General features: G+C 65.9%; 15 protein-coding genes. 7 read left to right on the top strand and 8 right to left on the bottom strand.

What is annotated here, in order from left to right; all coding sequences use genetic code 11:
- Positions 1–171: 171 nt before the first annotated feature.
- Positions 172–2,382 carry a SulP family inorganic anion transporter gene (locus QMB55_RS14650; protein WP_497589476.1) on the top strand — a complete coding sequence of 737 codons (2,211 nt, stop codon included), beginning with the start codon at positions 172–174 and terminating at the stop codon, positions 2,380–2,382.
- Between the two features lie 39 nt (positions 2,383–2,421).
- Here the strand turns inward: QMB55_RS14650 and QMB55_RS14655 are convergent, their stop codons facing one another.
- Positions 2,422–2,973 (bottom strand): thioredoxin family protein, encoded by a 552-nt coding sequence (locus QMB55_RS14655; RefSeq protein ID WP_497589477.1) that lies wholly within the window; start codon positions 2,971–2,973, stop codon positions 2,422–2,424.
- A 58-nt stretch (positions 2,974–3,031) separates the two neighbouring features.
- Here QMB55_RS14655 and QMB55_RS14660 point away from each other — a divergent pair, with 58 nt between their 5' ends.
- Genes QMB55_RS14660 through QMB55_RS14675 form a run of 4 tightly spaced genes read left to right on the top strand, consistent with a single transcriptional unit; the run spans position 3,032 to position 6,997 of the window.
- Positions 3,032–3,769: a 16S rRNA (uracil(1498)-N(3))-methyltransferase gene (locus tag QMB55_RS14660; protein WP_497589478.1), complete on the top strand. Its 738-nt coding sequence runs from the start codon at positions 3,032–3,034 to the stop codon at positions 3,767–3,769.
- Positions 3,770–3,781: 12 nt separating this feature from the next.
- On the top strand, positions 3,782–5,341 hold the full coding sequence (pap, locus tag QMB55_RS14665) for a polyphosphate:AMP phosphotransferase (protein ID WP_497589479.1): 1,560 nt from the start codon (positions 3,782–3,784) through the stop codon (positions 5,339–5,341).
- Positions 5,342–5,344: 3 nt separating this feature from the next.
- Positions 5,345–6,664 (top strand): amino-acid N-acetyltransferase, encoded by a 1,320-nt coding sequence (gene argA / locus QMB55_RS14670; RefSeq protein ID WP_497589480.1) that lies wholly within the window; start codon positions 5,345–5,347, stop codon positions 6,662–6,664.
- Positions 6,665–6,724: 60 nt separating this feature from the next.
- A complete protein-coding gene (locus QMB55_RS14675; RefSeq protein ID WP_497589481.1) occupies positions 6,725–6,997 on the top strand; it encodes an oxidative damage protection protein in 273 nt (90 codons plus the stop codon).
- Positions 6,998–7,128: 131 nt separating this feature from the next.
- On the opposite strand, the gene phoU is transcribed toward QMB55_RS14675, so the two are convergent.
- Positions 7,129–7,827 carry a phosphate signaling complex protein PhoU gene (phoU, locus tag QMB55_RS14680; protein WP_497589482.1) on the bottom strand — a complete coding sequence of 233 codons (699 nt, stop codon included), beginning with the start codon at positions 7,825–7,827 and terminating at the stop codon, positions 7,129–7,131.
- Between the two features lie 183 nt (positions 7,828–8,010).
- Positions 8,011–8,673, bottom strand: coding sequence for a ribose-5-phosphate isomerase RpiA (rpiA, locus tag QMB55_RS14685; protein ID WP_497589483.1), 663 nt, complete (start codon positions 8,671–8,673; stop codon positions 8,011–8,013).
- A 151-nt stretch (positions 8,674–8,824) separates the two neighbouring features.
- On the opposite strand from rpiA, the gene QMB55_RS14690 reads away from it, so the two are divergent.
- Positions 8,825–9,202 carry a diacylglycerol kinase gene (locus QMB55_RS14690; RefSeq protein ID WP_497589484.1) on the top strand — a complete coding sequence of 126 codons (378 nt, stop codon included), beginning with the start codon at positions 8,825–8,827 and terminating at the stop codon, positions 9,200–9,202.
- Positions 9,203–9,233: 31 nt separating this feature from the next.
- Here the strand turns inward: QMB55_RS14690 and QMB55_RS14695 are convergent, their stop codons facing one another.
- The 5 genes from QMB55_RS14695 to aceE all read right to left on the bottom strand — a co-directional run bounded on the left by QMB55_RS14695 (position 9,234) and on the right by aceE (position 19,499).
- Positions 9,234–10,874, bottom strand: a complete 1,641-nt coding sequence (locus QMB55_RS14695) for a diguanylate cyclase domain-containing protein (protein WP_497589485.1) — start codon at positions 10,872–10,874, stop codon at positions 9,234–9,236.
- 79 nt (positions 10,875–10,953) lie between these two features.
- Complete coding sequence (locus QMB55_RS14700; RefSeq protein WP_497589486.1) at positions 10,954–12,987, bottom strand: diguanylate cyclase domain-containing protein; 2,034 nt, start codon at positions 12,985–12,987, stop codon at positions 10,954–10,956.
- Positions 12,988–13,626: 639 nt separating this feature from the next.
- Entirely contained in the window at positions 13,627–15,468 is a 1,842-nt protein-coding gene (gene lpdA / locus QMB55_RS14705) for a dihydrolipoyl dehydrogenase (protein WP_497589487.1), read from the bottom strand.
- Positions 15,469–15,481: 13 nt separating this feature from the next.
- Positions 15,482–16,804, bottom strand: a complete 1,323-nt coding sequence (gene aceF, locus QMB55_RS14710) for a dihydrolipoyllysine-residue acetyltransferase (RefSeq protein WP_497589488.1) — start codon at positions 16,802–16,804, stop codon at positions 15,482–15,484.
- 13 nt (positions 16,805–16,817) lie between these two features.
- Positions 16,818–19,499, bottom strand: a complete 2,682-nt coding sequence (gene aceE, locus QMB55_RS14715; RefSeq protein ID WP_497589489.1) for a pyruvate dehydrogenase (acetyl-transferring), homodimeric type — start codon at positions 19,497–19,499, stop codon at positions 16,818–16,820.
- Positions 19,500–19,802: 303 nt separating this feature from the next.
- On the opposite strand from aceE, the gene QMB55_RS14720 reads away from it, so the two are divergent.
- Positions 19,803–21,686 carry a thiamine pyrophosphate-dependent enzyme gene (locus QMB55_RS14720; RefSeq protein WP_497589490.1) on the top strand — a complete coding sequence of 628 codons (1,884 nt, stop codon included), beginning with the start codon at positions 19,803–19,805 and terminating at the stop codon, positions 21,684–21,686.
- The last annotated feature ends 9 nt before the right edge of the window (positions 21,687–21,695 follow it).

Raw genomic sequence — 21,695 nt, forward strand, 5'->3', positions numbered from 1 at the left:
CAACGGCGAACGGCGCTGCAAACCCGCGTGTGCTTGCCGCGGCGGGCGTGAGGGCTAGGTGTTGCGCGGGTTTCATGGGGGGCGCGAAACGACGGATGTTGGCATATGCTGAAACGAAGCACGTCGGCATCGACAACAGGCGGCGCCGACGTTCGTACGGGAGAAACAAGAATGCGCGAATTCTCCGGCACCTGGATGCGTCATTCGGGCGATTTCTGGGGCGGTGGCGCGGCGATGCTGGTCGCCTTGCCGGCCGCGGTGGCCTATGGCGTCACCGCGTATGCCGCGCTTGGGCCGCAGTACACCGCCTTCGGCGCGCTCGCCGGTCTGTTCGGGGCGATCGCCCTCGGCTTGCTGGCGCCGACCTTCGGCGGCACCGACCGCCTGATCAGCGCGCCGTGTGCGCCGGCGGCCGCGGTTCTGGCCGCCTTCGCCTTCGAGTTCGTGCATCAGGGCGTGGCGCCGCCAGTGGTCGTGCTGTTGATGACCGTACTCGGCATCCTTTCCGGGGCGATCCAGCTGCTGATCGGTTTTCTCGGCGTCGGGCGCCTGATCAAGTACATCCCGTATCCGGTGGTCAGCGGTTACCTCTCGGGCGTCGGGCTGGTCATCATTGGCAGCCAGTTGCCCAAGCTGATGGGCGTTCCCGACGGCGTGGCCTGGTTCTCCGCCTTGCTCTCCCCGGCGCTCTGGGACTGGCGTGCGCTGGCGGTCGGCGGGGCCACTGCCGGGGTGATGCTGCTGGCGCCGCGATTGACCCGTGCCGTCCCCGGCACCGTCCTCGGGTTGCTGGCCGGGGCCTTGACCTACGGCGGACTGGCGGTCGGCGATCCGAGCCTGCGCACGCTGGAGGGCAACGGACTGGTGATCGGCGAACTGGGGGCTTCGGGGGCGGGTTACCTCGAGCTGATCGCTCAACGCTGGCGGGAGATCGGCGAGTTGCGGCTGGTCCAGGTCGGCAACCTGGTCGGCAGCGCGCTGACGCTGGCGGCCCTGCTCTCGATCGATACGCTCAAGACCAGTGTTGTCCTCGACCAGATGACGCGCACCCGGCACGACCCGGACCGCGAGCTGGCGGCGCAAGGCTTTGCCAATGTCGTGGCGGCGACGGTCGGCGGCATGCCCGGGGCGGGCACCATGGGGGCGAGCCTCGTCAACCTCTCGAGCGGCGCGCAGACGCGCATCTCGGGCATCGTCGAAGGCGCGCTGACACTGGTTGCCGGGCTGCTGCTCGGCGCCTTCGTGGCCTGGATCCCGGTGGCCGCCCTGGGCGGGGTGCTGATCGTCGTCGCCCTGCGCATGATCGACACCGACCCCTTGCGCTTCCTCGAATCGCGCTCGACCGTGCTTGATTTCTCGGTGGTCCTGGTGGTCATCGGCGTCGCCCTGTTCGTCGGGCTGATCGCCGCATCGGCGGCGGGTGTCGTCCTTTCGGTGGTGCTGTTCCTGCGCGAACAGGTCGGCGGCAACGTCGTTCGGCGCAAGAGCCTCGTCAGCCGTCGCTCCTCGACCTGGTACCGCCCGGAAGACGAGTTGCGCATCCTCGAAGCGCGCGGCGATGCTGCCGTGATCTACGAGCTGCAAGGCAGCCTGTTCTTCGGCACCGCCCGGCAACTCTACCTGACGCTCGAGCCCGATCTGCTGCGCGTCGATTTCCTGATCCTCGACTTCAAGCGCGTGCAGTCGCTCGACGTCACCGCGGCGCACATGCTCAAGCAGGTGCGCGACGTGCTCGCCGAACGCGAAGCGCCGCTGCTGCTTTCGAGCGTGCGTGAAACGCTGCCCAACGGCCGCAACCTGCGCGAGTTTCTCGAGCTTTCCGGGGTCATCGACGAGAGCGGGACGGTGCTGGTCATGCCTTCACTCGAATCGGCGATCGAATGGGTCGAGGAGCGCCTGCTCGGCGAGGTCAGCCGCGACGACACGCAGCTGCCGCCGCTTGAACTGCACGAGATCGAACTGTTCAAGGGCAGCCGGGACGACACCATGGCCGACCTGCGCGCCTGCCTCGAGGAGCGTATCTACCTGGCTGGTGAGACGATCTATCGGCGCGGCGACAGCGACGCCAACCTCTACCTGCTGCGCGGGGGCGAGGTGAAGATCATGGGGTATGTCGGCAACTCGACGCGCCAGTACCACATCGCCACCTTCGGGCGCGGCGAGTTTTTCGGCGGACTGGCCTTCCTCGATCACCGGCCGCGCGGCAACGACGCCGTGGCGGCACGGGACTGCGCGCTCTACGTGCTTTCGCTCGAGAAATTCAACTTCCTGGCGGAAGAGCACAAGCGCATCGCCTTCATGATCGTCTCCAAGCTGGCGCGCACCCTGGCCATTCGCCTGCGCCACACCGACGAAGAGCTGACCTTGTTGCAGGAGTTTTGATGCGCTCTGGCTAAAGCGCCACCTTTCGCCGTGCGCGCGTCAGTCGCGCCACTTGATCGAGCAGCCGATGCTGGGCCTTTGCTCGGTCGGCGCGCGGCCGCCTTCGGCAACTTGGCGCAGCGCCTCGAAAAGCTCGCGGCGCAGGTCCGGCGTCGCCGGGTTCTTGCCGCAGGAGTCGAGGCGACCGCGATAGACGAGGCGCAGTTCGCGGTCGAAGCCGAAGAAGTCCGGCGTGCACACGGCGTCGTAGGTGCGGGCCACGTCCTGGCTGGCGTCGTAGAGGTAGGGGAAGGTGAAGCCGCGTTCGACGGCCAGCGCGGCCATCTTGTCCGGCGCGTCGTCGGGATAGGCGACGACGTCGTTGCTCATCACCGCCGCGACGCCGTAGCCGAGCGCCTGCAGTTCGCGCGCCTCGCGGCAGATGCGGTCGAGGATGCCCTGCACGTAAGGGCAGTGGTTGCAGATGAACATCAGGAGCAGGCCGTTCGGGCCGCGCAAGCCGGCGAGATCGTGCTGCACGCCCTGCGTGTCGGGCAGGGTAAAGTCGGCGGCGACCCAGCCGGGCCGGCCGGGAGCGGATTCGATGGCCATGGGAACTCCTGCGAAGACAGTGGCAGCGTTGCGATGTCCCTATAATAGCAGCATGAGCATGACTTCCCCCCGCTTCTTCTGCCCGCTGCCGCTCGTTTCCGGCGCGTGCGTCGACCTGCCCGAATCGGCTGCACGCCATGCGGCGCGAGCCTTGCGGCTTGGCCCAGGTGATGCCGTTGTCTTGTTCGACGGTGGTGGCGGCGAGTATGCCTGCCGCATTGTCGAGGTGACGCGGCGTGGCGTGACGGTCGAGGTTGGTGAACACTCGGCGCGCGAGTGCGAGTCGCCGCTTCAGCTGACGCTGGTGCAGGCGCTGCAATCCGGCGACAAGATGGATTTCACCGTGCAGAAAGCCGTCGAGCTGGGCGTCGCCGGCATTGTGCCGGTGCTTTCCCGGCGTAGCGTGCTGCGCCTTTCGGGCGAGCGCGCCGAACGGCGCGTCGAGCACTGGCGTGGGATCGTCGGCGCGGCCTGCGAGCAGTCCGGGCGCAATCGCCTGCCCGAGGTGGCGGCGATCGTTCCGCTCGAGCGCTGGCTGGCGCAGCCGCCCGCCCCGGGCGTCTGCCGGCTGATGCTCGATCCGCGGGCCGCGTTGTCCCTGAGCGATCTGCCGCGACCGCCGGACGGGCGGGTCGAACTGCTGATCGGCGCCGAAGGCGGTCTCGCACCGGAGGAAATGGAGTGGGCGGCGCAGGCGGGCTTTGGCGGCGTCCGCCTCGGCCCGCGGGTGTTGCGCACCGAAACCGCGGGGCTGGCCGTGCTGGCCGCCCTGCAAAGCCTGTGGGGTGATTTCTAAGGAGATCGGAGCATGTTCGAATCGGCTGAGTTGGGCCATGCCATCGACAAAACCACCTTCCGTGCCGAGGTTCCGGCGTTGCGGGCGGCCTTGCTCGATGCGCAGTTCGAGGTGCGGGAGCAGGCACGCTTCCCGGTGGTGATCCTGATCAGTGGCGTCGACGGCTCGGGCAAGAGCGAGACGATCAATGTCCTCTACGAGTGGCTGGACCCGCGCTACCTGTCGACGCTGGCCTTTTCAGCCCCGTCCGACGAAGAGCGTGAGCGGCCCTACATGTGGCGTTTCTGGCGCGCCCTGCCGGCCAAGGGAAGGATCGGCATTTTCGCCGGGTCATGGTATTCGCATCCGATTGCCGAACGTATCCGCGGCGAGCTGTCGCGCGGCGACCTCGATCAGCGCATGGACCAGATCAACCGCTTCGAGGCCATGCTGGTCAACGAAGGCGCCTTGGTGCTCAAGTTCTGGTTCCACCTCTCGAAGGACGCGCAGAAGCAGCGCCTCAAAGCGTTGGAGAAGGATCCGCGCACGGCCTGGCGGGTGACCCAGGAGAGCTGGGCGCGGCTGAAAACCTACGACAAATTGCAGGAGGCCGCGGGGCACGTGCTGCGCATGACCAATACCTCCTGGGCGCCATGGATCGTCGTCGAAGGCACCGACGACCGCTACCGCTCGCTGACCGTCGGGCGGATCGTCCTCGATGCCCTGCAGAAACGCCTGGCAGACAGCCGCGACCAGGGCTTTCCGGTGGCGCCGCCGATGGCGCCCAAGACCGACGGGCTGGACGTGCTGACCGCGCTCGACCTCACCCACCGGCTCGAGAAGAGTGCCTACGAGGCCGAGCTGGCGCGCTGGCAGGGACGCTTGTCCGAGCTCGTGCGACACCCGGAGTTCAAGAAGCATTCGCTGATCCTGGCGTTCGAAGGCTCGGACGCCGCCGGCAAGGGCGGCAGCATCCGCCGCGTCACCGCGGCGATGGACGCGCGCCGCTATCAGATCGTGCCGGTTGCCGCGCCGACCGAGGAAGAACGCGCCCAGCCCTACCTGTGGCGCTTCTGGCGGCACATTCCACGCGTCGGGCGGGTGACGATTTTCGACCGCACCTGGTACGGGCGGGTGCTGGTCGAGCGCGTCGAGGGCTACTGCAGCGAGGCCGACTGGCTGCGCGCCTACACCGAGATCAACGATTTCGAGCACGAGTTGCACAAGGACGGCGCGATCATCGTCAAGTTCTGGCTGCAGATCAGCGATGAAGAGCAGCTCAAGCGTTTCAAGGAGCGGGAGAAGATCGAGTTCAAGCGCTTCAAGATCACCGAGGAGGACTGGCGCAACCGAGAGAAAGCGCCGCTCTACCATGCCGCGGTGTGCGACATGGTCGACCGGACGAGCACCTCGACGGCCCCATGGACGCTGGTCGAGGCCAACGACAAAAACTATGCGCGGGTGAAGATTCTGCGTACCATTTGCGAACGTCTCGAAAAGGCGCTGTGCGTCGAGCCATCGGCTGATAAAGCAGCCGAAAAAGCGGCCGAAAAAAACACTCTCAAATCGAAAGCCAAGGCCAAGGAAAAGTAAGACATGTCCGATGAGTTGAGCCCCGCCCAGTTCGTCTCGTTGTTCCGTGAAGTCGCACCGTACGTCAATCTGTTTCGCGGCAAGACCTTCGTCGTCGCCTTTGGCGGAAAGGCCATTTCCGGGCCCCTGGCCCGAACGTTGGCCTACGACGCCAACCTGCTCGTCGCGCTCGGCGTGCGCCTGGTGCTGGTGCATGGGGCGCGGCCGCAGATCGAGGAGGAGCTGCGCGAAAAAGGGCTCGAATCGATCAGCCACGGGCGCTACCGGGTGACCGACGCGGCGACCCTCGATTGCGTGATCGACGCCGTCGGCAGCGTCTATCTCGAGATCGACGCGCTGCTCTCGCAAGGTCTGCCCGACACGCCGATGGCCAACAGCACGATCCGCGTCGTCGCCGGGAATTTCATCACCGCCAAGCCGCTTGGTGTGATCGACGGGGTCGACATGCAGTATGCCGGCGCGGTGCGCAAGATCGACGCGGAGGGCATCCGGGCGCAGCTCGGAATGGGCAACATCGTCATTCTTTCGAGCCTGGGCGCCAGCCCGACGGGCGAGATCTTCAATCTGGCGATGGAAGAGGTCGCCGAAGCGGCGGCGATTGCCATCGGTGCCGAGAAACTCGTTTTTCTCACCGACAGCGTCGGGGTGACCGACATCGACGGCACCCTGCTCGACGAGATGACGACCGATGCCGCCGAGCGTATCAACACCATCGGCGATTGGCTTTCGCCCGACTTGAAGCGCTACCTGCCCTGCGCGGTGCGCGCCAGCCGTTCGGGCGTCGGGCGGGTGCACCTGATCGGTTACAACGAAGACGGCACGCTGCTGCGCGAACTGTTCACCCGTGATGGGGTGGGCACCATCATCACCCGCGAGTCGCTGGAAACGCTGCGCGACGCGCGCCCGGACGACATCAGCGGCCTGGTCGCGCTGATCGAGCCGCTCGAGGAAGACGGCACGCTGGTGCGTCGTTCGCGCGAACTGCTCGAACGCGAGATCACCCGCTTCTCGGTGGTCGTGCACGACGGCCTCATCGTCGGCTGCGCGGCGCTTTATCCCTACGGCGAGGATCAGGCGGAACTCGCCTGCCTGGCTGTGCATCCAAACTACCGGCGCTGGGGCTACGGCGAGAAGCTGATGAAGCGCATCGAGGCCCGCGCCCGGGCGATCGGCATCCGGCGCCTGTTCGTCCTCACCACGGTGACCTCGCACTGGTTCAAGGAGCGCGGGTTCTCCGAGCAGACCGTCGACAATCTGCCGGAGGAAAAGCGCCTCGTCTACAACCTGCAGCGCCGGTCCAAGGTCTACGCCAAGCCGCTCTGAAGCGGCGGATTTTTATCAACCGTCACGCCTCGCTAAGACGGCGATTTGTCTGGAGTTAACATGGCAAGAATGGTCAATTGCATCAAACTCGGTCGCGAAGCCGAAGCGCTCGATTTTCCGCCCTACCCGGGCGAGCTCGGCAAGCGCATCTTCGAGCAGGTTTCGAAGGAAGCCTGGCAGCAGTGGGTGCGCCTGCAGACGATGATCATCAACGAGAACCGGCTCAACCTGGCCGATGCCTCGCACCGCAAGTACCTGGCCGAGCAGATCGAAAAGCACTTCTTCGGCGAGGGCGCCGACCAGGTGCAAGGCTACGTTCCGCCGCGCGCCTGATCTGGCGCCGCGTTCGCTCGGCATTGCGGCATCCCGCCGGGCGGTCCGCTTGAGTGCGCCTCCGGAGGCGCCGGATCGGCGATAAAGAAAAAGGCTCCCGCGGGAGCCTTTTTCGTGCGCATCGGGCCGGTTCAGGGCTTGGCGATGCGTTCGGCGATCTCGTCGGCCGTGGCGTGCCGCACGTTGTCGCCCTTGACCATGTACACCACGTGGTGGGCGATGTTGCTGGCGTGATCGCCGATGCGCTCGATCGCCTTGGCGATGGACATGATGTCGAGCGAACGGGTGATCGTGCGCGGGTCTTCCATCATGTAGGTGACGAGTTGCCGGGCCACGCCGCGGTAGTCACCGTTGACCGAGGCGTCGAGGCGCAGGGCGTCGCCGACGAGCCTGACGTCAAGCCGGGCAAAAGCGTCGAGCGCAAGGCGCAGCATGTTCAAGGCGGTGTCGGCCATGTGCCGCAGCTCGACGTTCGGCGCGCCGTGGCCCTGGCCATGCATCTCCAGCGCCAGGCGGGCGATCTTGCGCGCCTTGTCGCCGATGCGCTCGATGTCGGCGATCGCCTTGAGCACCGAGACGATCATGCGCAGGTCGATCGCCGTCGGCTGACGCTTGGCGATGATCTGATTGCACAGCGCGTCGATCTCGACTTCCATGCGGTTGATGCGCTCGTCGGTGCGGATCACCGTTTCAAGCAAGTCCTTGTTGCCGTCGTAGAGGCCGGCGACGGCCTGGCGGACCTGCTGTTCGGCGAGCCCGCCCATTTCAAGCACGCGGGTGCGCAGGCTCTCAAGTTCGAGGTCGAAGTTCTTCGAGGTGTGGTCGTTCATGCGGCGTGACTCCGTCAGTCCGGGGCGGTTAAACGTGGTGGAACTCAGCATAGCGCGTCCCGGTTACGGATTTGTGTCATTCCCTGACCCCGTCCTTTGCGACGTTGCCGAACTCGTCTTGCCGGGCCAGAGGCTCGGGCTTCGGTTCGTCTTGGCGTCGCGCAGGCACTTGCGGCCATGGAATCAGTCGGCGTTCAGCGTGCGTACGCCTTCCGGCGTGCCGATCAGGCAGACGTCGGCCGGGCGGGCGGCGAAGAGGCCGTTGGTGACCACGCCGACGATCTGGTTGAGACCCTGTTCAAAGGCCACCGGGTCGACGAGTTCCAGACCATGCACGTCGAGGATGAGGTTGCCGTTGTCGGTGACGAAACCTTCGCGCAGGCGCGGCGAGCCGCCCAGACGGGTCAGTTCGCGCGCGACGTAGGCGCGAGCCATGGGGATGACCTCGACCGGCAGCGGGAAGCGGCCGAGTACCGGAACGAGCTTGCTCGAATCGACGATGCAGACGAATTTCTGCGCGACCGCAGCGACGATCTTCTCGCGCGTGAGCGCGCCGCCGCCGCCCTTGATCATGTGCATTTCGCCGCTGATCTCGTCGGCGCCATCGATGTAGACCGGCAGGTCATCCACCTCGTTGAGATCGAAAACCTTGATGCCGTGGCCTTCGAGGCGCTGGCGGGTGTCTTCGGAGCTGGCGACGGCACCGACGATGCGGTCCTTCATGCCGGCCAGCGCGTCGATGAACAGGCGCGCCGTCGAGCCGGTGCCGACGCCGACGATCTTGCCTTCGACCACGTAATCGAGCGCGGCATGCGCGACGGCTTTCTTGAGTTCGTCCTGGGTCATGACGTTTGAATCCTTGCGGCGGTGAGAAAGCCAACATTCTAGCAAAAGCGGGCCGGGCTTAAGCTTGGGCTAAGCCCAAAGCCGTTATACTGGCGCGTCCGTCCAGCGTCCCGTGATTCCCCCATCCCATTCCTGCGCCAAGGAGGCGAGCGTGCAGCACGAAGAAAGTCCGTTCAAGGGCAAAACCGGCCTCAGGAGGCTGTGGAACGCCTTCCATTACACGCTCGATGGCTTCGCCGCCGCGTACAAATGCGAAGACGCCTTCCGCCAAGAGGTGCGCCTGGCGGCGCTGCTCATCCCGCTGGCCTTTTTCCTGCCGGCCAGCGGCGTCGGACGGGCATTGATGGTGGGCAGCGTTCTGCTGGTGCTGATCGTCGAGCTGCTCAATTCGGCGATCGAGGCGGTGGTCGACCGCGTTTCGCTCGAACGTCACCCGCTTGCCAAGCGCGCCAAGGACGTCGGCAGCGCTGCGGTCTTCGTCGCTCTGGCCAACGTTGTCGCGGTCTGGGGTTGCGTGCTGTTCCTCTAAAACCGCCCTACGACGTCATGACGGCGCAGCCTTAAAACTGCGCGCGGCAGCTTTCGGCGTCGGCCATCTCGACCCGGTTGCGGCCGCTGCGCTTGGCGCTGAGCAGCGCATTGTCGGCGGCCTCGGTCAGTTCCTGTGGCGTGTCGTAGAGCGGATAGGCCGCCACGCCGGCGCTGAAGGTCGCGTAGAGCGCCCCGTTCTGGTTCGGGTGCGGCAGCTTGGCAAAGTCTTGCCGGATGCGGTCGATGAGCGCGTAGGCCTGGGCGGCGCTGACGTCGGGCAGGGCGAGCAGGAATTCTTCGCCGCCGTAGCGGCCGATCAGGTCGGCGGCACGTAGGCGGCCCTTGAGCAGCCAGGCCAGGCCGCGGATGACCTGATCGCCGACCGGGTGGCCATAAGTGTCGTTGATTGACTTGAAGTGGTCGATGTCGAGCATCGCCACGGTCAACTGCGAACCGGGCGTGAGCCGGCTGGCCATGACCTTGAGACGCGATTTCGCCGCCATGTGGTTGAAGAGCCCGGTCAGGCCGTCGAGCTTGGTCGAGCGCTGGGTTTCCCGGAAGCGTTCGATCTTGGTCTTGACCACCGCCGCGAGCAGCACCGGGTTGAAGGGTTTGATCAGGAACTGGTCGCCGCCCAGACGCAGGGCCTCGACCTGCATGCCGACGTCGGATTCGCCGGAAAGATAGACGATGGGCAGGGCGTGGTAAGCCGCCATCTGGCGCAGCACCCGGGTGGCCTCGACGCCGGTGAAGCGCGGCATGTACATGTCCATCAGCACGAGGTCGGGGCGGTAGGACTCGAGTTCTTCGAGCAACATGCCGGGGTCACGGATGGCGCGGCTGTCGATGCCGTTCTCGGCCAGGGTGCGCTGGATCAACGCGACTGCGACGCGCGAGTCCTCGACGACGAGCACCTTGTACTTCTCGGGCTCGTAGTTCTGGACGAGGTCGAGGACGCAGTTGAGGACCATCGACGAGCCTTCCTCCTGCGGGATCGTGAGATCGATCCCGGCGCGCATCAGGGCGACGATGGTGGCGATGTCGGGGCGGGCGCCGAGGAAAATGAGTTGGCTTGCCGGGCAGCGTTCGCGGATCGCAGCGATGGCGCTGTGGGTGCGGGGATTGGGGGTGCCCGGAGGCGGCAGGAAGAGCACGGCGAGCGGGATGTCGCCGGCCGGCAGCTGGCCGCCCCAGATCAGTTCTTGCGTCTGGAAGCCGAAAAAATCGAGTTGGGTGCGCAGGGCATAGCCGAGGTCGCGCACTTCGCGCGCCACCACCAGCCAGACCGAACGGGGCTTGATCCAGTCGCTTTCAGTGAGGGTCGTCGACTGCTCTTCCGCGCGCCTCTCGGGCGCGACGAGACGGGAGCTGGCAACCGCCCCCAGCAGGCCGTCGACCTGACGCTGGAGAACGGCGATTTCATGCGCCGCGATGGGGTGGGTGACCGGCGTTCCGAGGCGGGCGAGGGCTGCGTTTTCCAGGCCTTCGCAGATGCGCACGAGGCCCGGCAGACGCACGCGGTTGAAGTGTTCGGCGAGGCTGTTGACCGCGACCGTGAATTCGATGAAGTGCTCGAACGACCCCTCGTGAACGTAATTTTCCCAGCGGCTGCGCAGGACGTAGAGGCGATCGTTGATCATGGCGCGGAAAAAGGGGCTGGTGGCAAGCACCGAACCGTCTGATTATCAGGGATCAGGGCGGCGGGGGCAATGCTTGCGCCATCTTTTTTCGGCGCTGTCCGAAGGGCGACTACTGGTTGGCGAAGGCCAGCCGGTTGCGACCGCTCTCCTTGGCGGTATACATCGCCCGGTCTGCCCATTTGAGGAGGTCGTCGGGGTTGTCGCGGGTTTCGTCGAAGAGGGTGATGCCGATGCTGGCCGTGCATTGATGTTCGATGCGCTGGCTGGGTGCGTTCTCGTGGACGATGGTGAGCACGTAAGGCTCCGCCAGGCTGGCGCGGATCTTGTCGGCGATGAGTTCGACCTGGGAGAGCGAGGTGGCGCGTTCGCTGCCGAGTTCGCCGATCAGGACCACGAATTCGTCGCCGCCGAAACGCGCCACGCTGTCGAGTTCGCGCAGGCCGTTGCGCAGGCGCGAGGCGACTTCGATCAGCAGCAGGTCGCCGGCATTGTGGCCGTAGCGGTCGTTGAGCGGCTTGAAGTTGTCGAGGTCGATGAACAGCAGCGCGGCATGGCTGCCGTTGCGGCGGCAGGCGGCGATCGTCTGCTGCAGGCGGTCCATCAGCAGGCGGCGGTTGGGCAAGCCGGTCAACGTGTCGTGGAAGGCGAGTTGCCGGATCTGCTCCTCCATCCGCCGACGTTCGGTGATGTTGCGGCTGATCCCGTGGTAGCCGGCGATCGTTCCGTCGGCGGCGAACTCGACGCTGGCTTTGACTTCGGTCCACAGCTGCGTCTCGTTGCGGCAGGACTGGCGGCAGGCGAAGGTGGTTGCGGCGTCGTTGCCGGGCGCGTGGCTGGCCAGGGTGGCGAAGGCGTGCAGGATGAGCGGGCGTTCGTCCTCCGGCGCCAGCACCCAGAACGGTTGGCCGAGGACGCTTGCGGCCGGGATGCCGCGCAGCTTCTCGTCGGCCGGGCTGATGTAGGTGAAAAGGAAGTCGCGATCGAGCCGCCAGACGACGTCGGAGGCGCTCTCGGTCAACAGGCGGAAATGGGCTTCGCTGCGCTTGAGCGCGATCTCGCGTCGACGCAAGGTTTCGAGCAGGCGGTTAAAGCCGACGATGAGTTGGCCGACCTCGTCCTCACGGTCCACCGGCAGCGGCGGCGGTGCGTTCTCCTGCCGGCTGAGCTCGTCGAGACGCTGGGCGGTGACGGCCAGCGGGGCGAGATGGCGGCGCAGGAGCCACCAGGTGAGGCCGCCGGCCACCAGGGTCAGCAACAGCGTGTACAGGAGCATCCGGCGCTGCAATTCGCGGATCGGGGCGAAGGCCTTGCGTGTGGGTTGCGCGGCCAGCACCAGCCAGTCGGCGGTTGGCACGCGGCGGGCGGCGATCAGGCGGTCGCCTTCCTGCGAGTCGCGCAGGATGGTCGTGCCTTCTTCGCCCTCGAGGAAGCGGCTCAGGGCGGCTTGCGGACCGTCGAGACTCAAGGCGCTCATCGCCTTGCCGGGCTCGGTTGCAAGCACGATCAGTCGGTTTTGCCGGTCGATCAGGGTCAGCGTGCCGCGGCGGCCGTTGTGGCGCTGCGCCATCTGTTCGAAGAAAGTCGGCCCCTCAAGGTTCATCGAGCCGGCGAGCACGCCAGCGGTTTTGCCCTCGGCATCGAGGATGGGGACGGCCATGACCACCACCGGCACCTTGGCCGTGCGCCCGAGCAGCGGTTTCCCGATCGTCGGCTGGCCGCGTTGGAGAACACCGGCCATGTAGTCGCGGTCAGCGAAGTTGATGCCGATGTGTTGGGGATTGTAGGGCAGGGTGGCGAGGGTGTCGCCGGCGCGGTCGGTGATGAAAATGCGACTGTCGAAGATGGTCAGCAGATCGGGTCTTTGGTCGAGGAAACGCTGCAATTGCTCGGGCTCCCCAAGCTGCGGCGTAAGCGCTCCGGCCAGCGCTTGCAGGCTTTGCAGGCGTTCCTTGAGTTCGTGGTCAAGCTGCTCGGCAATCAGCCCGGCGGTCACCAACTGGTCGGCGCTGACCAGCTTTTCGATGTCGCGCTGCAAGCCGCGGGTCGAAAACAGCGACAGCGTCCAGAGGCTCGCCAGGAAAACGCCCAAGGTGGCGAGCGTGATCCGCGTCTTGAGCGAATGGCGGGACGGCGGAGAGTTCATGTCGCTTTTTAGCCGAAAGGACCGTGGCGCTATGGGTCGGTATCCCATCGTAGCGCCTTGGTGGGGCAAGGCGAGCCAGCGAAGCAGGTGCTGACTTCATGCGGCGCTAAAAGTGTGGCGGCGATACGACGACTGACTTGCCTTGCCGCGCGATTTCGCGCCTGGGCGTCGTTCGATCGCACCGGTAGGACGGGGGCGAAATGCGCGGCGCCGAAGCGCGCAAAAAAAACCGCGCCGAGGGGCGCGGTGTCAAATCCCATCCGTTGCGGACGGGCCAGGGAGGGTCATGCATTGTCAGCGGAGGGCGCTGAAGCAACGATTGAATCTTACGGGTTTACACCGGCTTCGTCTGTGCGCGTGTGCAGCAGTTTCGTGACGGTCTGTGACAGAGGTAGGTTTTGTTTTGAAATGTAATTTCAATTAATCCAAAAGGTCGAAATATGCCTTTTGGGTGGTTTTCGGGTGCGTCGAAGCGAGCGTTTCGCCCGGGGCGGGCGACGCTCGTTTCGTACCGCTTGCGCGGAGGTCGGAGAACCTTCCGGTGCTGCGCCGAACTTTTCCTCGGCGGCGAACGGCGGAGGTCAGGGGCGCCGGGAGGTTCGGGCACGCGGCGCGTGCGAACCTCCCGGGGGCCGGGGCTTACTTCTTTTTCGCCGGCGGGACGTCGGTACAGCTGCCGTGGGCGATTTCGGCGGTCATGCCGATCGATTCGCCGAGGGTCGGGTGCGGGTGGATGGTCTTGCCGATATCCACCGCGTCGCAGCCCATCTCGATGGCCAGCGCGACTTCGCCGATCATGTCGCCGGCCGAGGGGCCGACGATGGCGCCGCCGATGACGCGGTGCGTTTCGGCGTCGAAGACGAGCTTGGTGAAGCCGTATTCGGCACCGTTGGCGATGGCGCGTCCCGAAGCCGCCCAGGGGAACTTGGCGGTTTCGACCTTGCGTCCGTCCTTCTTGGCCTGGTCTTCGGTGAGGCCGACCCAGGCGACTTCCGGGTGGGTGTAGGCGACGCCGGGGATGACCTGTGCATCGAAGGCAGCACGCGCGAGCTCGGCATTGCCTTGCAGTTCGCCGGCAGCGACTTCGGCGGCGACGTGCGCTTCATGCACGGCCTTGTGCGCCAGCATCGGGTTGCCGACGACGTCGCCGATGGCGAAGATGTTCGGCGCGCTGGTGCGCATCTGCGCATCGACGGCGATGAAACCGCGGTCGCTGACGGCGATGCCGGCCTTCTCGGCGGCGATCTTCTTGCCGTTGGGTGTGCGGCCGGCCGATTGCAGGATCATGTCGTAGCGCACGGCTTCGGCCGGGGCGGCTTCGCCTTCGAAGCGGACGTAGAGCCCGTCGTCCTTGGCTTCGACGCCGACCGTCTTGGTCTTGAGCATGATCTTGTCGAAACGGTGGGCGTTCTGCTTTTCCCACACCTTGACCGCGTCGCGGTCCGGGCCCTGCATCACCGCGTCGAGCATTTCGACGACGTCGACGCGGGCGCCGAGCGACGAATAGACGGTCGCCATTTCGAGGCCGATGATGCCGCCGCCGATGACCAGCATCTTCTTCGGAACGAAGCGCAGTTCAAGCGCGCCGGTCGAATCGACGATGCGCTCATCGTTCGGCAGGAAAGGCAGGCGCACGGCCGCAGAACCCGCGGCGACGATGCACTTCTTGAAGCGGATGACCTTCTTGCCGCCGGTCTTGTCCTGCGCCTTGCCTTCGGTGGTCTCGACTTCGACGTGGCTGGCGTCGAGGAAGCTGCCGTAGCCGCGCACGATGTCGACCTTGCGCATCTTGGCCATGCCGGCGAGGCCGGTGGTCAGTTTGGAAACAACCTTGGCCTTATGGGCGCGCAGCTTGTCGACGTCGATCTGCGGTGCGGCGAAGGACACGCCGCAGTCGGCCATGTGCGAGGCTTCGTCGAGCACTGCGGTGACGTGCAGCAGCGCCTTGGACGGGATGCAGCCGACGTTGAGGCAGACGCCGCCGAGCGTCGAATAACGTTCGACGATCACGGTCTTGAGCCCGAGGTCGGCGCTGCGGAAGGCGGCCGAGTAACCGCCGGGGCCCGCGCCGAGGACCAGCAGGTCGCATTCGACGTCGACCGCACCGCTGTAGCTGCCGGCCGCAGCCGGCGCGCTGACCGGGGCGGCCGGTGCGGGCGCGGCCGCAGGGGCCGTCTGGACGGGCGCCGGGGCCGGCTGCGCAGCGCTTGCAGCGGGCGTTCCAGCGTTGTTCTCAGCCGCACCGCTGGTAATGCGCGCAACGAGGCTGCCTTCGGAGACCTTGTCGCCGACCTTGACCGTCAGTTCGGCGATCACGCCGTCGGCCGGGCTCGGGATGTCGATCGTGGCCTTGTCCGACTCGAGGGTGAGCAGGGCGTCTTCGGCCTTGACCGTGTCGCCGACCTTGACCAGCACGTCGATGATCGGGACGTCCTTGAAGTTGCCGATGTCCGGCACTTTGACTTCGATGATCTGGCTCATGCGTTTCTCCCGCTCAGACCAGCGCGCGCCGCATGTCGGCGAGCAGCTGGGCGATGTACACGTTGAAGCGGGTGGCCAGCGCGCCGTCGATGACGCGGTGGTCGGCCGAGAGCGAGAGCGGCAGGATCAGGCGCGGCTCGAATTCCTTGCCGTTCCAGACCGGCTTCATCGTCGACTTGGAAACGCCGAGGATGGCGACTTCCGGCGCATTCACGATCGGCGAGAAGCTCGTTCCGCCGATACCGCCGACGCTGGAGATGGTGAAGCAGGCGCCGCTCATGTCGGCTGGGCCGAGCTTGCCGTCGCGCGCCTTCTTGGCCAGTTCGCCGCATTCGACGGCGAGTTGGCTGACCGACTTCTGATCGACGTTCTTGATCACTGGAACGACCAGACCGTTGGGCGTATCGGCGGCGAAACCGATGTGGAAGTACTTCTTGAGGATCAGGTTCTCACCGTCGAGCGAGCTGTTGAACTCGGGGAATTTCTTGAGCGCCAGCTGGCAGGCCTTGATGATGAAGGCGAGCATCGTGATCTTGGCGCCCGACTTCTCGTTTTCCTTGTTCATCGCCACGCGGAAGGCTTCCAGCTCGGTGATGTCGGCGTCTTCGTGGTAGGTCACGGCCGGGATCATCACCCAGTTGCGGGCGAGGTTCTGGCCGGAGATCTTCTTGATGCGCGACAGCGGCTGGGTTTCGATTTCGCCGAACTTGGCGAAATCGACCTTCGGCCAGGGCAGCAGATCAAGCCCGCCGCCGAGGCTGGCGCCGACGGCGGCCGCGGCCGGAGCGGCTTGCAGCGCGTTCTTCACGTAGGCGGCGATGTCCTCCTTGAGGATGCGGCCCTTGGGGCCGCTGGCCGCGACCTTGGCGAGGTCGACGCCCAGCTCGCGGGCGAAGGCGCGCACCGACGGGCTGGCGTGCGTGCTGCTGCCGAGCGGCAGGGTCGGGGCCACCGCAGCGGCCGGTGCGACCGGTGCTGCGGCGGGCTTGGCGGCGGGCGCTGCGGCCGCCGGGGCGGGCGTTGCAGCAGGCGCCGGAGCGGCCTGCGGGGCCGCTGCCACCGGGGCGGGGGCCGGCGCTGCGGCCGCTGCCGTGGCTGCGGCTTCGACCAGCACGACCACCGCGCCTTGCGAGACACGGTCGCCGACCTTGACCTTGATTTCCTTGACCACGCCGGCGGTCGAGGAAGGCACGTCCATCGTCGCCTTGTCGGACTCGAGGGTGACGAGGGCGTCGTCGACCTTCACCGTGTCGCCGACGGCGACGCACAGTTCGATCACCGGGATGTCGGCGTAGTCGCCGATGTCCGGCACCTTGACTTCGATCAGTTGGCTCATTGCAAAATTCTCCTTAGACCGTCAGCGGGTTGGGCTTGTTGATGTCGATGCCGTACTTGGCGATCGCTTCGGCCACCTTGCTGCGCTCGATCGTGCCTTCGTCGGCCAGCGCCTTGAGCGCAGCGACGGCGATCCAGCGGCGGTCGACCTCGAAGAAGTTGCGCAGCGCTTCGCGGGTGTCGGAGCGGCCGAAGCCGTCGGTGCCCAGCGTGACGTAGCGGCGCTTGATGAAGGGGCGAATCTGCTCGGCGTACAGGCGGACGTAGTCGGTCGCAGCGATGATCGGGCCGCTGGTGCCGTCCAGGCACTTCTCGACGTGCGAGAGACGTGCGTCCTCGGTCGGGTGCAGCAGATTCCAGCGCTCGGCGTCGACGCCGTCGCGCGCCAGCTCGTTGAAGCTCGGGCAGCCCCACAGGTCGGCCTCGACGCCCCAGTCCTTCTTGAGCAGCTCAGCGGCGGCGATGGCTTCGCGGAAGATCGTTCCCGAGCCCAGCAGCTGCACGCGCGGCGCCTTGCTGGCCGCGGCCTTGCTGAAGCTGTACATGCCCTTGATGATGTCCTGTTCGGCGCCTTCGGGCATCGCGGGATGCTCGTAGTTCTCGTTCATCACCGTGATGTAGTAGAAGACGTCTTCCTGCTCCTGGAACATCCGGCGCATGCCGTCCTGCATGACCACCGCGATTTCGTAGGCGAAGGTCGGGTCGTAGCTGACGCAGCTCGGGATCAGCCCGGAGAGGATCAGCGAATGGCCGTCCTCGTGCTGCAGACCTTCGCCGTTGAGCGTGGTGCGGCCGGCGGTGGCGCCGATCATGAAGCCGCGTGCGCGCTGGTCGGCGGCGGCCCAGTAGAGGTCCATGGTGCGCTGCAGGCCGAACATCGAGTAGCAGATGTAGAACGGGATCATCTGCTCGTTATGCACCGAGTAGGCCGTGGCGGCGGCGATCCAGTCGCTCATCGCGCCGGCTTCGTTGATGCCTTCCTGGAGGACCTGGCCGGTCTTCGACTCCTTGTAGAACATCAGCTGGTCGTGGTCTTCCGGCACGTACTTCTGGCCTTCCTGGCTCCAGATGCCGACTTGGCGGAAGAGGCCTTCCATGCCGAAGGTGCGCGACTCGTCGGGAACGATGGGCACCACGCGCTGGCCGAGCTTCTTGTCCTTGAGCAGGATGTTGAGCAGGCGGACGATGGACATGGTGGTCGACACTTCGCGTCCGGCGCCCGAGGCCTTGAGCAGCGGCTCGAAGGCGGCGAGCGGCGGGACTTCGAGTGCCGCGGCCTCGGTGCGACGGCGCGTCAGGTAACCGCCGAGGGCCTGCCGGCGCTCGTGCATGTACTTGTACTCGGGCGAATCCTCGGCGAACTTGAGGAAGGGCAGCTTCTCGATGTCCTCGTCGGCGACCGGGATGTTGAAGCGGTTGCGGAAGTGGATCAGCGCGTCGCGGTCGAGCTTCTTCTGCTGGTGCGAGATGTTCATGCCCTCGCCGGCTTCGCCCATGCCGTAGCCCTTGATCGTCTTGGCCAGGATCAGCGTCGGCTGGCCCTTGTGCTCGGTCGCGGCCTTGAAGGCGCTGTAGATCTTGAAGATGTCGTGGCCGCCACGGTTGAGCTGCCACAGGTCGGCGTCGGTGTAGTCGGCGACGAGTTCCTTGAGTTCGGGCGTGTTGAAGAAGTGCTCACGCACGTAGGCGCCGTTCTGGCGCTTGAAGCGCTGGTACTCGCCGTCGACGAGTTCCATCATCCGCTTCTTCAGGAGGCCCTTGGTGTCGCGCTCGAAGAGCACATCCCAGTGGCGGCCCCAGAGCAGCTTGATGACGTTCCAGCCGGCGCCGCGGAAGGTGCTTTCGAGTTCCTGGATGATCTTGCCGTTGCCGCGCACCGGGCCGTCGAGGCGCTGCAGGTTGCAGTTGATGACGAAGATCAGGTTGTCGAGCTTCTCGCGCGAGGCCATGCCGATGGCGCCCAGGCTTTCGACTTCATCAGTCTCGCCGTCGCCGAGGAAGGCCCAGACCTTGCGGTCGTTGGCCGGGATGAAGCCGCGGCTTTCCATGTACTTCATGAAGCGCGCCTGGTAGATCGCCTGGATCGGGCCAAGGCCCATCGAGACGGTCGGGAAGCGCCAGAAATCGGGCATCAGCCAGGGGTGCGGGTAGGACGAGATGCCCTTGCCGTCAGCCTCGCGACGGAAATTGATGATCTGCTCGTCGGTCAGGCGGCCCATCAGGTGGGCGCGCGCGTAGACGCCGGGGATCGAGTGGCCCTGGAAGAAGACCAGGTCGCCGCCGCCTTCGTGGTCCTGGCCGCGCCAGAACCAGTTGAAACCGACGTCGTAGAGTGCGGCGGACGAAGCGTAGGAGGCGATGTGGCCGCCGACGTTGGTGTCCTTGTTGGCGCGAACGACCATGGCCATGGCGTTCCAGCGCAGGTAGTTGCGGATGCGGATCTCGATGTCGGCGTTGCCGGGGTAGGGCGGCTGGCGGTCGACCGGGATGCTGTTAACGTATTCGGTGGTGGCGCTGTACGGAATGTCCACACCTTCCTCGCGCGCCTGTTGGATCATTTGTCCGATCAGGAAGTGCGCGCGTTCGGCGCCCTCCTTGTCGATGACACCGGCGAGGGCATCCTGCCACTCACGGGTTTCTTGCGGGTCGGCGTCGTTGCCGGCGGCGTTCAAAGGGAGGTCCGGTTGTGCTGCCATGATTCATCTCCAAGGAGGTGTAGTGGGCCTGCCGTTGCAGTGCAACGGCTTGAAACGACAAGGATAATACGACGCGGATTAGGACGTGCCGGAAAATGCTCAATTGGCACGATTTTTCGCATTGTAAAACAGCGTTTTGGATCGTGCAATTGTAAATAAGTTCAGTTCGCTTCAGTGCAGCGCGCGATCAGGCCGTCCTGGACCGTGCAAAATGGGGTTCTGAGCGGCGCTTCGTTGCGTTAGAATCATATGCGATGTGCATTGCTGTTGACGTGGTTTCCTCATATCAGATAGGAGGGGCGGATGGCGGCAGTCTTTCCGGCACCGGCCGGCAGCCGGCAACTGATGTCGGGCAATGATGCGGTGGCGCGCGCGGTGTGGGAGGCTGGCGTTCGCGTCGCGGCCGCCTACCCGGGGACGCCGGCGACCGAGATGCTGGAAACCCTGGCCACCTACCCGGACCTCTATACGGAGTGGTCGGTCAACGAGAAAGTTTCCCTCGAGGTCGCGCTCGGGGCGGCGATGGCCGGTGCGCGGGCCTTCTGCGCGATGAAGCACGTGGGGATGAACGTCGCCTCCGACGCGTTGATGACGATGACGCTGACCGGCGTCGTCGGTGGCCTGGTGATCGCCATCGCCGACGACGTTGGCCTCTCCTCTTCGCAGAACGAACAGGACTCCCGCCACTGGGGGCGCTTCGCGCATGTGCCGGTGCTCGAACCGGCCGATTCGCAGGAGGCCTATGCCTATACCCTGGCGGCGTTCGCACTGTCCGAACGTTTTGCGGTGCCGGTCATCCTGCGCCTGACGACGCGCATCTGCCACGTCAAGTCTCTGGTCCATGTCGGTGAACGGCAGGGCCATGCGGCCCAAGGGTTTGTCAAGGACACGGCACGCTGGGTGATGGTGCCGGGCAACGCCGGCCGGCGGCTGCCGCAGATGTACGAGCGCGAGGACAAATTGCGCGCTGCAGCCGAGGCTTCGCCGCTTAATCAGGCCGAGGACGGCGGCGACCGTCGGGTCGGTTTCATCGTTTCCGGCCCGGCGTACATGCATGTGCGCGAAGCTTTCCCGAGTGCGCCGGTGCTCAAACTGGGTTTCTCGCATCCGTTGCCGCGGCGCAAGGTCCGCGACTTCGTCGCCCGTTGCGCGCAGGTCGTGGTGGTCGAAGAGGTCGAGCCCTTGGTCGAGACCGAGGTGCGCGCCCTGGGACTGGCGGTGCATGGCAAAGACATCCTGCCGCGCAGCGGCGAACTGGCGCCGCAGGTGCTCAAGCCGGCGGTGGCGCGTCTGATCGGCGAGCCGTACACGCCGCCCGAAGTGCTGCCACAGCCCGTCTTTCCCCGCCCGCCGACCTTGTGCGCCGCCTGCCCGCACCTCGGCGTGTATTACGCCCTGGCGCAGATGCGCAACACCACGATCGCCGGCGACATCGGTTGTTACACGCTGGGCTTCGGTCCGCCGTGGAATGCGCTCGACACCTGCATCTCGATGGGCGCCTCGATGGGTGTTGCGCTGGGGCTGGACAAAGGGCGCGGCGAAGGCGAGGCGGACCGCAAGATCGTGGCCGTGATCGGCGATTCGACCTTCCTGCACATGGGCATGCAGGGGCTGCTCGACATGGTGTACAACCGCGGCAACGTCACCGTGCTGATTCTCGACAACCGCGCGGTGGGCATGACGGGCGGCCAGGGTAATCCGGGAACGGGGCGCGACATCCGTGGGCGCGAGGCGCCGCGCGTCGATTTTGCGGCCTTGGTCAAGGCGCTTGGCGTGGACGAGGAACGCGTGCATGTGGTCGATCCGTATGTCTTGCCGACCCTGTTCAAGGTGCTGCGCCAGGAAAGCAAGCAGCCCGGGCCGTCGGTGATCATCACCAACCAGCCCTGCGTGCTGGTCGAGCACTATCGCGCCCGGACGCCTTTCCGGGTCGACGAGGACAAATGCACCGGCTGCGGCAACTGCGTCGACTTAGGCTGCCCGGCAATTCACGTGACGCGGCGCGATACGGTGGTGAAGGCCAGCGGCAAGGCGGTCGCGCGCGCTTTCGTGCGCATCGACGGCCAGGGCTGCACCGGCTGCGGCCTGTGCCTGACCCCGTGCGCGCCCGATGCCATCGTGCCCGTGGCGCGGCCGGGCGACGCGAGCGCACCGGCCTGCGCGGTGTCCGAGACGAGTGGCGCTTGAGCGCCACGA

Source organism: Propionivibrio sp., from assembly GCF_041441355.1.
Classification (GTDB): domain Bacteria; phylum Pseudomonadota; class Gammaproteobacteria; order Burkholderiales; family Rhodocyclaceae; genus Propionivibrio.